Consider the following 15,509-nt stretch of genomic DNA (forward strand, 5'->3'; position numbering starts at 1 on the left):
ACTCAATTATAAAAACGGAAAACCTATGATTTGGGCTGGAGATTCATAGAATATGCAAACAGGCAATAAAAGAAGCTGCCACTTCCACGGGAATACGTGGTAGTGACAGCTTGATGTTACTTCTTCAGCAAGGACAAAATCAATGCCAGCGATTCAGCGCGTGTTGCGCTTTGCTGCGGGGCAAAACGGTTCTGTCCAACACCGGAAACAAGTCCTTTTTCAACAGCTGCTGCGATATACGGAACCGCCCATTGCGGAATATCCTTCGCATCAGCGAAGCTTAACGATGCGCCTGTAACCGGCTTGATGCCCGCTGCACGGACAATCATAGCGACCATTTCAGCACGGTTCAATTGTTTCTCCGGGCCGAAGGTGCCGTTGGCATATCCGCTGATGATGCCTGCGTCCACCGCTCCCGATACAAATGCCTGTGCCCAAGCCGGGATGCTGCCCATATCCTTGAACTCCAGTTTCTTGCCTGTATCCTTCAAGTCGAGCGCACGTCCAAGCATGGTGACAAACTCGGCACGGTTCACGACCTGATCGGGACGGAATGTCCCGTCGGCAAACCCCTTCACAAGACCGGATCCTACAGCCTGGCGAATAGCAGATTCAGCCCAGTGGCCTGTTGTATCCTGGAAGCTGTCTTTGGCCGGCTGCTCCCCGCTGCCATTGCCATTCCCAGGGTTTGTTCCGCCACCGTTGTTACCATTGCCATGATTGTTATCCGGCTTTGTTCCCGGGTCCGGCTGTTCCGTATTTCCGCCCGGATTGCCAGCGTTCCCCGGATTGCTCGGATAGTAAGGCGTCGTCTTCGGCTTCTTGACCATTCCGAACTGATCAACGATGAACGGCTCGGCATTATTTTTATTCTGATCGATCTCATACGTAACTGCCGTCAGCTTGCTGCCATTAATCGTAATGCCGACGAAGTTCTGTACCTGTCCGCGTTTCGGACGCGTCGCATTATCCGGGTCTGGCCCGTAGACTGCCCCATGATTTTCCTCTGCCCGTTCGAAGAGGCTGTAGTAGGCCTCGCCCAGCTCCGGCTTCTGGTTTTTGTAATACACCTTCGGACCTGCCGTAGCCGGAATCACGTAGATGGCACCGTCCGGATTGACCGTGTATTCAATCTTCTCCCCGTTTAATGTTTCCGTAATCTTGTCAACCGCCGCCGCTTTGCCGTTCTTCATGATCGGCTTCGTACGGGCGTAGATATGGTCGTGGCCCTGCAGGACAAAATCAATGCCCAGCTCCGCCATCAGCGGCGCAATTTTGCTGCGGACGCCGTTTGCACCCATGATATCCGTATCTGTCGCATGGTTAGAGGTTGTATACGGCCCTTTATGAATGTTGACGACAATCCATTCAGCTCCTGCTTTTTTCGCAGCAGCAACATCCTGCTTCAGCCAATTGACCTGAGCGACGGAGAAGTTCGCATATTCCTCCGAATTTTCATTGGAGTTCAGCACGATAAAGTGAGCGTTGCTGTACGTATACGAATAGTAAGCACCAGTTACGATATCTGAATTCTCCGGCTGCTTAATATTAAAATGCTCATAGAAGGCATAATTCTTGTCTTCATGATTGCCCGCGGCAGGAACAATCGTTGTGTTCAGGAGACTGTTCTGGGAGTGGCCCAGCAGCCAGTTCCACTGCTCTTCCTTCGTACCCGTATCCACAATATCTCCATTGTGAACGACGAATTGCGCATTCGGCACAGTCTTCATCGCTTTGGCAAGTGTCTCCGCAGAAAGAATGGCTTCATCCTCGGATTTCGCCTGTGTATCGGCCAAATCAATGAAGGTGAATGCTCCGCTGACCGGCGCCGTCTGGAAGCTGCCCGTCTCGCTCCAGATACCGTGTTCCTTGTCTCCGACGCGGAAGTAGTACGCTGTATTGGCCTTCAGTCCGGTCGCTTCCGCCTTATGCACAAGCTCGGCAGGCGAGTTAGCAGATGCGGCAGAACGTCCAGTGAAGGAGAGCGCATTGGTGAAGTCCGGCGCCGCCGCTCCTTTTTCTACCACTTGTACATCGGTGTTCTTGAGCGCATCCGATGTATACCAGGTAAAGCCCTTGTCATGCACAGGATCGCCATGGAAAGTGACCGTAACCTTACTGACCTTCTCCGGATTTTCTTCCGAGGCTGTCTGCTTCATAATGCCGAACTGGTCGATAATGAACGGCTGCGCATTATTCAAATTCTGATCAATTTCATACGTGACCGCTGTCAGCTTATTCCCGTCCACTGTAATGCCGACGAAATTTTGCACCTGGCCGCGCGCCTGGGAGGTTGTATCCCCGTACTTTCTCGCATGGTTCTCTTCCGCACGCTCAAACAGGTTATAGTAGCTGTCGCCAAGCTGCGGCTTTTGATTTTTGAAATATACCTTCGCTCCGGCTGTTCCCGGAATGAGATAGATGGTTCCGTCCGGCTTCACCGCATATTCAATGGACTCGCCATTAAGCGTCTCGGTAATTTTCTCCGTCTCCGCCGCTGTTCCGTCCGTTTTGATCGGCTTGGTGCGGGCGTAAATGTGATCATGTCCTTGCAGGACAAAGTCGATTTTCAGCTCAGCCATCAAGGGAGCAATCTTGTTGCGTAGTCCTGTCTCTCCCATAATGTCGGTGTCTGTCGCATGGCTGGCTGTCGTGTAAGGGCCTTTGTGCATGTTCAGAATAATCCACTCCGATCCTGCCGCTCTTGCCTGCTGCACATCCTGCTTCAGCCACTCCACCTGCTGCTCGGACATGTTGGCATACGAAGCCGAATTTTCATTCGTATTCAAGACGATAAAATGCGCATTGCTGTAATCAAAGGAATAATAAGCACCAGTTGCCGTATCTGAATCTTGCGCCTGCTGCACGTTAAAATGATCATAGAAAGAGCTGTTGCGCGGCTCATGATTGCCTGCTGCCGGTACGATTGTGGTGTTCAACAAGCTTTTTTGGGAATGACCCAACAGCCAGTTCCACTCTTCCTCAGCATGGCCGTTCTCCACGACATCCCCGTTATGAACAACGAATTTGGCATTCGGCACCGTAGCCAGCGCCTTGGAAAGCGTCTCTCCGGAAAGAATGGCCTCATCCTCTTCTTTGGCCTGCGTATCTGTCAGATCAATGAAGGTGAATGCTCCGCCTGCCGGGGCAGTTTCGAAAGTTCCGGTTGCGCTCCAGATGTCAAGCGCCTGGTCTCCGGCACGGAAGAAATATTTGGTGCCCGGCTTCAGGCCTGTCGCTTCCGCCTTATGCACATGCTCAGCCGGGGAGTTGGCAGCAACCTTGATACGGCCTGTAAAGGAAATGGCCTGTGTGAAATCCGGAGCAGCACCCGTTTGTTCCACGATTTGCAAATCGCTGCGCTCCGATACAAGCGGCGTATACCAGACGAAGCCCTTGGACGTTTTCGGGTCGCCATTGAAGGTCACAGCTACCTTGCTCACCTCTACAGCAGGAGCATTAGCCACAGCTGTCAGTTCCATATCATAGTAGAGGTCTGAACTGCTCTTCGAACCTTGATGCACTTCGACAGCAATAACGTTATCGCCGTCCTTGAGATTCGCCTTCAACTGCGCTGTCAGGTCAACATTGGTGTACATCACCGGATCAGACTTCTGGGAAGTTGCCAGTGTGGAATATGTAATTTCTCCTTCAGGCATTCCTGCACGGTAGATTTCCTTGCCATTAACGTAAATGACAGCGCCGTCGTCGATAGCAAATGTTCCAAGCAGCTGTCCATAGCTTTGAATTTGTTCCAAATCGACTTGCAGGTTCGCAAGCAGATAGGTCGTAATATGTTTATTTTTGCTGTCTGTTCCATAGCTTGTAATTGTCTTCAAGCTGCCGAATCGGGAGGTCGAAGCACTGTAGCCAAGCGGTGCCGGGCCCACTTGCCAGTCCTTGTCCTCATAGCCGGTTCTCCATGCATCACCTTGATCAGCGCCGTTGTCGAGATACTTCCAATCAGCGCCCTTCGCCATAATAATTAACGGCTCATCTCCTGCTGCCTGTGCCTGCGGAAGTGCACCGCCCAAAAGGCCGAACAGCAGCGTGACTGACAATAAGACCGGGAAAAATGTTTTCCAAATATTCTTCATCATGATCTCCTTTGTTGTTTATTTATCAGATTCGTGCCTTTGGCTGTCTTAGGTTAACAAGGGGATGTTACCCTGCTGTTTTCAGCGGATAAAGATTATGTAAATAAATCCTGCATTATAGCTGCAAGTGTAAAGTCAGCGGGCAAAGCAGGAAAAAGATATCCACAAATGTAAATGACTATGCCGACTCTAACAGGCAGAGCGTAGTTTCCTATCAAAATAAAAAAGGCCAGCCGAACTGGCTGACCTGACTGTTCCTATGAATTGATGGTGTTCTTGATTATTAACCCGGCTCTGCCTCGAGCCTGTCACCCCTTGACCGCCCCTTCCGTCAGTCCGGAAATGAATTGCCGCTGCATGGACAGGTAGAACAGCAGAACCGGCAGCGATGCCAGGACAACGAGCGCAAATACGGTGTCCCAATTCGTACTGTACTGCCCGACGGCACGCGATGTGGATTTCCGCTGGGCGGCGCTGCAAGAGGAGCCGGTAGCCGCGGCCAGATATGTAGCCGCCCGCTGGATTGTTCTGATCCGCCAGACAGTGCAGCCGTTGAATCTGCAATTGCAGTTCGGAGGTAGCCCTTAAGGTCGGTTTCACCTGTCCGAATTATTTCTTCCGAAAGTTCAAGCAATTCACCGGCATCTCAACTTTGGAATACCGCAAGCTGCATCAAGGGGGCGTGCCTAAGGTACAGGAACGTGGTGGCAGGAGTTGAGTTACCGTAAACTTTATCCGGATCATATGATTTAGAAAAAGAAGAAGGCAAGGGAGTCCTTTACACAGGATTCCTTTGCCGTTTAATGAAACACTGAAGTTCCTTATAAATTGAATATTTTTTTCATATCGCTTTTTATTGTCTCGTGCAAATCATTGTGATTACTTGAGGGTGTGTTCGAAATTGTATGTTCATTTAAATCAAATACACCATTTTTCATGTTAATGACACCGTAATCTCCGAAACTATTTTTCTTTAGTGCAATCATATAACGGTGGCCTTTTTCCATTTCAGTATAGCCTGCTGTAGTAATTTTTCGTTTTCCTACAAAGCTTTGAATATACGAGATCGGTTCAATTACTGTTAAGTAATCCTCATCCAGGTCCCCTTTAAGGACTTCTTCAATTTTCAGTTCTGTTTTCGTAAAATAATCCTGAACGGCTCCAACTCCATAAGTGGTTACGCTATGTTCACGATCAACAAAATCTTTGACAGGAGTAGCGATGATGATTAATTCCGAAGAATCAACCAAATGATTTGCATTATCGTAACCTATGTAAGATGTATGGCTTTCAACTATTCCTTTGTAGCTGCTGTATATGAAAAAATAATAGAGTATAGCAATAATGAACAGCAGAATGAATCCACAGTATAACTTCTTTTTATGTTGGAATAGCACAATGGTCCCCCTTCTTCACCTTTTTTAACATATAGACTATAATAGGTAACTTTTTCAAATATATCTCATTTTATACAGAAGTCAATCAAAAAGCTATACTTTTAATAAAATTAGCTGACTCTGCACACTGTCAGGCATTGTTCACCGCCAGCTTTGTTTGTGAAATGTAATGGTTATTAATGAAAGAAGAAGGCCCGCCAATACATGGCAGGCCTTCCCACTTCTAATATGAATGTCGCTTTACCAACTCTATTTTGACTTACGGATTCCAACCGCGCACCATAATATTGTCAATAAGCACTGCTGGAGCTGTCAGCGGCAAATTCCAGATTCAGACCTCCGCCGCCAGACAGGCCGCTTACCTTGCCGGACAGCATCCATTGTGCAGGCTCCGGCTGATCCATCGGCCATACCTTCCCATACATCATGCCGCCGATAATTGCCGTTTTATACGTATACCATACATCTGCCGAGATGTCGGCACCCGCTGTTGCCACTTTGGAATAATGCCCGTTCACATATTGCTGGATCATCAGCGCATCCCCGCCCGAATTCGGGGTTACGGAGAAGTAATATTTTTGCTCCGATCCTGAAGACTGCTCCGAGTAAGAGCTGGCATAGATCCCCTTATAGTTGCTGAACGTGCCGCTCAGTTTGAAGTTGAACGACAGCACACTATTTTCCCATGCGGCCTGCTTGTAGGCTTTGCCGCTGCCGCCTGTAATTTTTAACGCACCCGAACCATTCGTACCCCCGGATATTACGATATTAAAGCCGCCAGGTACGGTTGTATACGGGTTCGGTGGCAGCGGGCCTGCCGGATACGTGTTGAAGTTATCTTCGAAAAGCACCGTTGTTGCCGGACCGTAGAATTCCGCCTGTTTGTCATTATTGCTTGTGAAATGGTCATTGGTCGTAATAAATACAGCACCGCTCACAGCGTTCACCGGAAGCTTCGCGACAATCTTGCGGCTGCTCCAGGAGACAATCCCGCTGCCCTGCGCGACAGCCGGACCCTGAGCGCCGGTAAACGTCACCTTACCAGTCTGATCCCCGAATCCAGTCCCGTGAATGATGACTTCATCTCCGGCTGTCGCCAAAGGATCTACGACGACAGCATTGACCGCTGTCGGGAGGATATCTTCATATGCAGCCTGAATTCCGGCCGAGTCTGCTATTTGCTGCGGGTAGCCCGGCGATCCGGGCTGGGCGTTAAAGTAGTTGTTATGCACATTGTTTGTCGCCTGTCTGCCCGGGATGCCAACATCATTGTAAAAATACGCGTGCTCAATACCATGCACAATATTGTTCACAACTTCAATGCCGCCGCTGCCCTCATCCAGTGTGCCCTTGATTACGAGCAGCTGCTCTATCGTCGGGATGACAGCTTCTACCGTATTCATAGCCTCGCCGGACTTTGGAATATAGTAGATTTTGCGCAAGGACGCATCAAAGTACCATTCACCCGGATCGTTCAGCAGTTCATAGGCGTTTTGAATATAGCTCGGGTCCTTGATCTGAAGTCCATCCTTGATTTGCGCGTCACGGAACCCTGGTGTCTTCATTTTGATGACGGCCCCAGGGGCATCGGTGCGTGCTGTAATGCTCTGAACAGGCAAAATATTATTTGTCCAGCCCACATCATAACAGGACTTATATCAAGTGTAGAGAAGGGACACGGCAGCTTCAACAGTAAAAAATTGCGGTTTGCAGCACAGAATAAACGTATACGCAAAAAGCAAACAGCCTGCAGATTGCTGCAGGCTGTCGCTCTCTATTTGGCGCCAGACAGGTGATGCTTTCTCGGCCTATGCTTCCGCGTTTAATTGCCCACGATACTCTCTCTCCAAAATCGCATAGAAGTACTGGTCCACCCATTGTCCGTCCATGCACAGCTCTTCCTTGAAAATACCTTCTCTTCTCATGCCTATGCGCTCCATTAGCCTTGTGGAAGCCAAATTGTTGCAATTGCACATCGCGACGACCTTATGTGCTTCGAGCTTGTCAAAGGCCAGCCTCAGCAGCATCCGTCCCGCTTCGCTCCCGTATCCTTGCCCGGCATGCTCCGGCAAAATCCCGTAACCTATTTCCCAGCTGTTCCGGTAGTCCACATAGCTCCAAATGTGCGCGATTCCAATAGGCGTATTCGTGCTGTCCTCCGATTTGTATACAATGAAATACAATTCGTGACTGCTGTCGTCCGCAATTTTACTCGTGTAATTCTCCCGGATGACCTGGACATCCTGTTCTACAGATTCTTCATAGGCCCAAAATTCCCGGTCGCTCTCCAGCCGGCAGATAAAATCCAAATCATCGGCTGTCACCTTGGACAGACGCAGCTTGCTCCCCGTTAATTCCATGTTCTTGACCCCTTTTGTCTATTATAGATTGAATTATGAGTTCAACTTATATACGCCGATCCGGCGGCTGTTCGGATTGGTGTTAATATATATAATCCTCCGGCAGCAGCATCGCCAGGCAGGATAACCATCGGCTTTGATTCCCCGGTGTATCTCAAGACTACATTCCCGCTGTCTATCGCCCGCAAAATATTCGTCAGAAATTCCCCGTTTACAGCTAGGGCGAACGGTTCGCCTTGAAGACCGGCAATCGGTATTTCATCCAGCAAATCTCCGATTTCTGCTGTCCGGGACAGCAAAGCAAGCTGGTCTGTGGCAGCAGTCAGACGGATGACCTTCCCCCCGCCCAGCACGGTCGCCCGTTCAACAGCCCGCAGGAAACGAGAGTGCTCAAGTGTAATCTCTGTCAAATACGCAGAAGGAATGACATGCTGGACAGCAGGGTAGACACCCTCCACCACCGCCGATTCAATGAGCAGACTGCCAGCGGTCAGACGAATCTGGTTCGCGCTGATTTCAAGCTCTGTTGTGCCCTCCCCGTCTGCCAGCATTCGGGCTGTCTCTTGCAAATTTTTGGCGGGTATGATTGCCATCCTGCAACTTTCAGTGCCTTCATCATGATGATGAACAGGCAAGCAGTGCGAAGCAAGCCGTACACCATCGGTTGCAATGAGTTTCAAAGAATGATTCCGAATTTCAATAAAAACTCCCGTCAATACAGGCCTTGATCCCGATAAGGATGCTGCCGGAGCAACTGCCTGAATTGCAGTCTTTAGCAGACTGGTCTTGACCCTGACCCGTGACGCAACCTTCCTCTGCCCCTGGACCGCAGCAGGGAATTCAGCAGCATTCATACCGCACAGCCGGATCCGGGTGCTGCCTGATTGAATCATGACGGTGAAATCCGGCTTCAAGTCCAATATAATCTGTCCATCGTCCAGCCTGCGGATGACCTCATGAAAATACCGAGCAGCCACCACCACACTTCCTGTTCTTGAAATACTCAGCATTTCAGACTCGACAGGTACGCGGTACTCAATCAACAGACTCGTATTGCTGGCTGTAAACACAAGCTCATGACGGCTTGCGTGAAGCCTGATTCCGGACAAAATCGGCACAAGGCAATTCGCAGTTACAGCCTTTAACACATGCTGCAAGGCGTCCATCAGTTGTCTTTTGGTGATATGGATCAGCAAAGAATTCACCTGTCTTCCGCATCAGAATTGAATCTATGTAATTCGCACTAATGACTACTAGCCGAATCAACTTGGCTATCCGCGCGAATAATGGGCTTCAATTAAGCTGCGCAGCAGCTCGGAGCGGGATTGGCCCTGCTGCTCGCAGGATGCCTCCAGCTTCTCCCATAGCTCTTCAGCGAGCGTCAGCGACACTTTCTTGGTAACGCCAATTGCCTTGCGGCCCGCGCCCTCCCGCAGACCACCCTTGTTGAATACAAAACCCAGCTGTCCCTCTTTATTCGACACATCCACTTTAATGCGATGCTGGTTCAATAAAGTCACCTCTTCAATTGATTAAGGTTACCTAATTCAATTAGATATGATTTCATTTTACCACGCATCCCAGAAATATACAATCCTTGTTTATGCAAAAGGACTGCCCTGTATTACAGAGCAGCCCCTTGCTATAACCGCGACTATGCCGTCCCGGGTTCATGGCCTGTCATATGCTTTTGGAGAAATGCGGTCAGCTCCCGCTTATACGATTCCGGGTCGACCAGGTAGGCTTCTCCATGGCCTGCGTCTGGAACAACAAGCAGCTGTTTGCTGGTTTTACAGCTTTCATAGAGCGGATACACCATTGAGCTTGGCACGAAGGTATCCTTGTCTCCATGAATGAACAGCATCGGTTTCTCTGTTTTTTGCACCTGCTTGATGGCAGATGCTTCACCGAAGAAGTAGCCGGCCCGGATACGGGTCAGCAGACTGGTCGCCTGAAGCAGCGGAAACGGCGGCAAATGGTACAGCCGCTTCAACTGATAGGATAGTTCATCCATTACGGATGTATATCCGCAATCTTCTATGATGCATTTGACCTGCTTGGGAAGCTTCTCACCGCTCGTCATCATGACTGTAGCCCCTCCCATGGATACGCCATGCAATATAATTTCGGATTGCGGCCCGAACCGGTCCAGCACGAGTTGAATCCACTGCAGGTAATCGAGGCGCTCATGCCAGCCAAAGCCGATATAGCGGCCTTCGCTGATTCCATGCCCCCGTGCGTCCGGCAGCAGCACATTCATGCCATAGGTTTCATGATACAGCTTGGCAAAGCTCTTCATAATGCTCGCATCCCCGGAATAGCCATGCGACAATATCGCTGTGCGTGCAGTCGGCTTTGCAGCAGGCAAATAATAAGCCTTCAGCTTCAGGCCGTCGCCTGACGTCTGCTCCCAATATTGAAAGGGCTGCTCCGACCACCATTTGCGCTCCTCATCCAGATCGATCTTAATATTCGGATTCAGCTTCAGCCCCGGATCATTATTCAAAAATGACTTGGATACGCGCGCAACGGCGACCCTGTAGAAGTAAAAGCTGAGGGCAATTAGCAGCAGAATCAGGACCCCGATGATGCTGAGTATAACCGTTAGAAACACAACCCGTCCCCCTATACAAGTGAAATAGCGTTCTCCACTCATTATACTGGATGGGACAGCAGTCTGGAAATATCGGGAAAGTATGATGTGATGCCAGTGCTGTTGTCTAAAGTCCGCAGCTACGCGGTCGTATGGAAGTAATCCGGGCCCATCTGATGAAACCGCCTGAACAAGCCATCATGCTGCAGAAGCTCCGCCTGTGTTCCTTCCTCTGCAATCCTCCCGTGCTCTATAACGATTATCCGGTCTGCCAGATGGAGGAGGTTCCATTGATGGGTAATGATAATGGCAGATTTTCCTGCCAAATGCTTTTTCAGGGAAGCAGCTACCCGGTTCCCTACCGCCGGATCGAGCGCAGAGGTCGGCTCGTCCATGATCACCAGCTTCTTGTCATGAACGAATGATCTTGCCAGTGCCAGACGCTGCCTCTGGCCGCCGGACAAATTGCCTGCCTGCTCACTGACAACCGTGTCGTATCGATGCTCCAGCTGCATAATATAATCCTCTAACTCTGCCATTCTTACCGCCATCTGAACTTCTATGTCAGCTGCCAGAGGATTAGCCAGCTTGATATTCTCCTTCAACGTACCGGAGAACAAATGCTGGTGCTGCGCCACATAAGTGATCTCGCTTCTTCCCTTGTGCAGCCAGTTTGCGGCAGGCAAGCCATATACAGAGACATCCCCTTCTGTCGGCTCATAGAGTCCGCTGCACAGCTTGGCGAAAGTAGTTTTTCCTGCTCCGCTAGGGCCAACTACGGCGACAATCTCCCCGGCCCTCAAGGTGAAATTGATTCCGTTCAGTATCGGAAGTCTGCTATTTTCCGGCTGAAAGCTCACATTGTTCAAAGAAAGAACCGGAGACTCCATCATCGCTGACACTCCGGGGGCTTGCCGTTTGAAATTTTCTGTCCTGATCGCCGGTTTGGATGCATTCCACTCCAAAAATTGCTGGACCCGGTGAAAAGCGCCTACTCCCTCCTGTACCCGGCTATACTGATGTGACAGGCCGATAACCGGCCACACGACCAGTTCAAACAACACACTAAACGTTACGATAGTACCAGGTGTCAGCGAATTGCGGACAGCTGCCAATGCGATAAACAGCAAGGCACCTGTATAAATCAGATTAAATACTGCCTCCGTCACATGCTCACTGATCGTATTCGTCATCATTAGGCGTCTCTCCGCCCTGCCCAGTTGCTCACGCTTCAACCGGAATTGACGAAGGAAAATGCTGCTTGCGCCGTACACTTTTACCAGAGGAAGCGCCTGCACATATTCTTGTACCGTCTCCCGCAGCTCGCCCTCATGCTCCTCAACATCTGCTGACTGCCCCCGAATTCTTCCGTCGAAGAAACGGCCAATAAAGAACAGCACCGGAACGCTGGCAATGGCAATAACGGCAAGTAACAGATCAATATGTGCCAGGTAAGCAAAGGATAGTAAAATGAGAAACAGAACCGTCAAAAATTCAATCGCTGCTTCAATCAGATCCGAGCCATGGGTGACATCATCCTTGATGCGGGTCATCAGGTTCCCGGTATGATGCTTCCGAAGAGATAAATACGGTAGATGGTTCATCATTTGAAATAGACGCAAGGTCAGATCGCGGTTCAGAAGCCCGGAGAGTTTGACAATCAGATGGCGATGGAGGCCAAGCAATAACATGGCACCAAGCAGCAGGCCGGTAACCAGCTTCGTGACATTCAGCAATTGCTCCTTGGTCCCGCTGTCTACGGTATCGATGAATACGCCCTGTATTTTGGCTATCCCAAGCTCAAAGGCAATATCAACCCCGATAAGCATCGGGAAAAGTATCCATAGAAACCAGTAATGTCTCGTGTGCTGCCAGATGATAGACAACTGCTTGCGCATATCAATTTTTCGCCGTGTATTCACCCCAATCCCCCCTTCTAAGCTGCTCCTGCACCATCGCATAATAGATGCCTTTACGTTGAAGAAGAGCTTCATGTGTGCCGTTTTCCACAATTCTCCCTTTATCCAGAACAAGGATTTGATCCGCCCGACGAATCGTGTCCAGCCGGTGCGCAGCCATAATCGTCGTTCTTCCGGCTGACAAGCCCCTGAACGATTCCCGGAATTTCTTCTCATTGTCAATATCCAAAGAGGCGGTCGGCTCATCCAGCAACAGCAAGGCCGGCCTACGCAGATACGCTCTTGCCAGAGACAACCGCTGCAGTTCTCCCCCCGAAAGTTGAATGCCTCTCTCCCCGAGCAGAGTGTCATACCCTAGTGGCAAGGCCGCAATGCGCTCATGAATATGAGCCAACCGGGCGGCGGCTATTATCTCTTCTATAGTCGCACCTGATGTGCCAAAACAAATATGCTCTCTTACCGTTCCGGAAAAAATGAGTGCGTCCTGAGATACATAACCGATATCCTGCCGCCACTGATCAAGAAGGCCGTCCTCCAACGGCTCCCCGTAAGCGTGAATCTCCCCCTGTTCAGGCACATACAATCTCAGCAGCAGCTTTAGAATAGTCGATTTGCCGGAGCCGCTTGCACCAACCAGCGCCACCGTTTCTCCCCTATTCACCTGAAAGCTGATATTCTCCAGTACCTTCTTGCCAGTCCCATAAGCGTATTGAACCTGATTAAATGCAATGGCCGCTTTGACAGTCCGGGCAGCTCCCGCTTCAGGAGCACTTGTACTTGTGTTTATATCCGGGACTGTATCGCGCTCCTCCGGCAAATCCGCGATTGTAAATACCCGCTGTGCCTGTGCCACAGATTCAATCATATCTGTATACATTTTCGAAATATTGCGAAGCGGGTTTGTCAGTTGGCCGCTTGTGACAACGAATACAGCAAGCGCTCCTACTTCCAATTGACCATTCATTACCTGTAATCCGCCGACGCTTAAAATGAACACCATACCGCCAAAGGTTGCAATACGGTTGAAAAACTCGAACAATCTCTCCAGCAGGGAAATAGTCAGTGAACGGGACAGCACACGATTCAGCTTCTTGCTCAGCGACTGGTACAGCAGGGTCTGAAGCGAATAGGTGCGAACTTCTTCACTGCTCTGGATAACCTCCTGCAGGAGGATTTCCTTATCAGCAATTTCATCCCCGCGCTTGTCATAATGCATTCTAAGACGCCTGGAAATCGGGTATGTCAATGCAGGATATAACAGGGTGAACAGGATCAGCCCCAGTGTCAGTGTCACATTAAGCCAGCTGAAATACATCATAGCCATTACAACCTGTACTGCATTGGCAAGCAGTATTAGCATTTTATCGTTCAGCCCGGATTGCGCATCAACTGCAGCATTAAGAACCCGGGCTGCGAGATCGCTGCTATGATACATATCCAGAGCTTGCATTCGTTTCCGGCTCATCTGGTGCAATGTATCGTACTGGAGCTTTGTTGTTGACGCATTCTTTATCGTTGCCATCACCCGGGTCTGCGCGATATGCAGCGAAGCCTTGGCGATCGTCACCCCCACCGCAAGTGCCACTCCCATAAAGACAGGCTCCAGTTGATTCGTCGTCGCCCCGCTCACGATCCGGCGAATCGCATCCATGAATCCTACACCGGATGCCGCTGCGAATATAACGAGCAGCAAAAGCAAGGCATACCACCAGCCATACGATCTGGAACCATGCAGCAGTCTTGCGAATGCCTTGCTTGTTGCGTAATCTGTCCTTTGTTCCATCTGTATTTCCCTTCAATTGTGTAATCGGCAGACAGTGTGACTCCGAAGCCTGGCCAGCTTCTTCATCTATATGTCATGTTATTAAGCAGGTTAATGGATGCATTCACCGGGTTAATAACTTATCGTGTTAAAAATAAATCGGGTAAATAAACAATAATCTATTTAAACGCGGCTTTCTCCCCAGAGAAAGTCATCGACTTGGCTAACAATTGTTCCGGCAGCTCCATTGCAATTGGTCAGGACATGAACCCTATGCCCTGACTGTGCATAGATTGCGGATTGCATTTCATTGCCGGGGTCGTAACCCATCACGAAGTATTTGAAAATTTCACCGTTAATCATAACGATCCAAACCCCGTATCCGTAATGGAGATGTTCATTGTCCTGCATTTGCGGTGTGAGCATTCTCTCCGTCATCTGCTTGCTTAGCAGCCGATGGCTGAGCAACGCATCCCAGAACCTGTTCATATCCCGTGCTGTTGTAAACGCCCCGCCATCCGGTGCCCCCTTGATCGGCAGGCTGTATATATTCGTTCTCCAGCCTTCATCATTTTCTATATAGCCGATGGCTGTCCGATCAGGCAACTGGTCAAGACGGTAGTATGCGGAATCCTCCATTCCACAAGCCCGGAAAATATGCTCCTCTATATAATCTGTAAATGTCTTCCCTGTAAGATGCTCCACGATTAACCCAAGAACGATGAACCCTGCGTTGCTGTATGCAAAACGTTCACCGGGAGCAAACTTCATCTCTTTATTTTGAAACAGGGGAGGAAGCTGGCAACTGACGTCATTGTATACATCGGCGTTGTAAGCCATAGCTGCTCATAATCGGTCATGACTTCCTCATCAAAATAATCCGGTATGCCGGAGCTGTGTGTCAGCAGGTGGTGCACGGTTACTCCCGGATCAAATGAGGGGAAGGAGAATCCTGTGCAATCACTCAATCGTGTATCCAATGACAATAATCCCTGCTCAACCAACTGGCAGACCGCCACCGCGGTAAATATTTTGGATCCGGACGCGATATTAAAGCGTGTGTCCGCTTCGTTCTCTATGTGCCCGCTCCGGTTCGCATAGCCGTATCCTTGTTCAAAAGCAACCTCGTCCCTGTCGCTGACAGATAGTACACCGGAGGACGGAACCCTCGTCTCCCGGACACTGGAACTGGACTTCATTAATTTTTCTATCATTGATTCCAGCCTTGCGGATTTCATAGCCTCTCCTCATTTCATCTATTCTTTTTAATTTCCTGTGAGAGGAAAAGCGGCCCGGTTCATCTATCTTTTCTGAACATTTCCGCTAGGTGGAATCCAAATATGCAGCCTTATGATTAGCGCGATTTCTATATGACGGATAC

Annotated in this window: 10 protein-coding genes and 1 pseudogene; 1 reads left to right on the top strand and 10 read right to left on the bottom strand. The window is 49.7% G+C overall.

The genetic code is table 11. The features are described 5' to 3' along the window. Positions 1-116: 116 nt before the first annotated feature. Positions 117-4,100, bottom strand: a complete 3,984-nt coding sequence (locus H583_RS0101560) for an S-layer homology domain-containing protein (RefSeq protein ID WP_028558939.1) — start codon at positions 4,098-4,100, stop codon at positions 117-119. Positions 4,101-4,511: 411 nt separating this feature from the next. Between H583_RS0101560 and H583_RS36425 the strand changes: the two genes are divergently transcribed. Then, positions 4,512-4,685: a hypothetical protein gene (locus H583_RS36425; protein WP_154665769.1), complete on the top strand. Its 174-nt coding sequence runs from the start codon at positions 4,512-4,514 to the stop codon at positions 4,683-4,685. Between the two features lie 233 nt (positions 4,686-4,918). Here the strand turns inward: H583_RS36425 and H583_RS31545 are convergent, their stop codons facing one another. The 9 genes and pseudogenes from H583_RS31545 to H583_RS38035 all read right to left on the bottom strand — a co-directional run bounded on the left by H583_RS31545 (position 4,919) and on the right by H583_RS38035 (position 15,342). Further along, complete coding sequence (locus H583_RS31545; RefSeq protein ID WP_051235839.1) at positions 4,919-5,494, bottom strand: hypothetical protein; 576 nt, start codon at positions 5,492-5,494, stop codon at positions 4,919-4,921. Positions 5,495-5,784: 290 nt separating this feature from the next. After that, positions 5,785-7,059: a hypothetical protein gene (locus tag H583_RS0101575; RefSeq protein ID WP_028558940.1), complete on the bottom strand. Its 1,275-nt coding sequence runs from the start codon at positions 7,057-7,059 to the stop codon at positions 5,785-5,787. Between the two features lie 243 nt (positions 7,060-7,302). Then, the gene (locus tag H583_RS0101580; protein WP_028558941.1) at positions 7,303-7,854 is read right to left on the bottom strand and encodes a GNAT family N-acetyltransferase; all 552 of its coding nucleotides are present in this window, start codon (positions 7,852-7,854) and stop codon (positions 7,303-7,305) included. A gap of 41 nt (positions 7,855-7,895) precedes the next feature. After that, positions 7,896-9,050, bottom strand: coding sequence for a DNA polymerase III subunit beta (gene dnaN, locus H583_RS0101585; protein ID WP_028558942.1), 1,155 nt, complete (start codon positions 9,048-9,050; stop codon positions 7,896-7,898). A 75-nt stretch (positions 9,051-9,125) separates the two neighbouring features. Then, the gene (locus H583_RS0101590; RefSeq protein WP_245585815.1) at positions 9,126-9,374 is read right to left on the bottom strand and encodes a ribbon-helix-helix protein, CopG family; all 249 of its coding nucleotides are present in this window, start codon (positions 9,372-9,374) and stop codon (positions 9,126-9,128) included. A gap of 134 nt (positions 9,375-9,508) precedes the next feature. After that, the gene (locus tag H583_RS0101595; protein ID WP_028558944.1) at positions 9,509-10,468 is read right to left on the bottom strand and encodes an alpha/beta hydrolase; all 960 of its coding nucleotides are present in this window, start codon (positions 10,466-10,468) and stop codon (positions 9,509-9,511) included. A gap of 119 nt (positions 10,469-10,587) precedes the next feature. After that, positions 10,588-12,369: an ABC transporter ATP-binding protein gene (locus H583_RS0101600; protein ID WP_028558945.1), complete on the bottom strand. Its 1,782-nt coding sequence runs from the start codon at positions 12,367-12,369 to the stop codon at positions 10,588-10,590. Continuing rightward, on the bottom strand, positions 12,347-14,149 hold the full coding sequence (locus H583_RS0101605) for an ABC transporter ATP-binding protein (protein ID WP_028558946.1): 1,803 nt from the start codon (positions 14,147-14,149) through the stop codon (positions 12,347-12,349). The genes H583_RS0101600 and H583_RS0101605 overlap by 23 nt, the downstream gene beginning before the upstream one ends. A 162-nt stretch (positions 14,150-14,311) precedes the next feature. Continuing rightward, a pseudogene (locus tag H583_RS38035) lies at positions 14,312-15,342 on the bottom strand (serine hydrolase domain-containing protein). Between the last annotated feature and the right edge of the window lie 167 nt (positions 15,343-15,509).

This window comes from Paenibacillus pinihumi DSM 23905 = JCM 16419 (assembly GCF_000422505.1).
Classification (GTDB): Bacteria; Bacillota; Bacilli; order Paenibacillales; family Paenibacillaceae; genus Paenibacillus_D; species Paenibacillus_D pinihumi.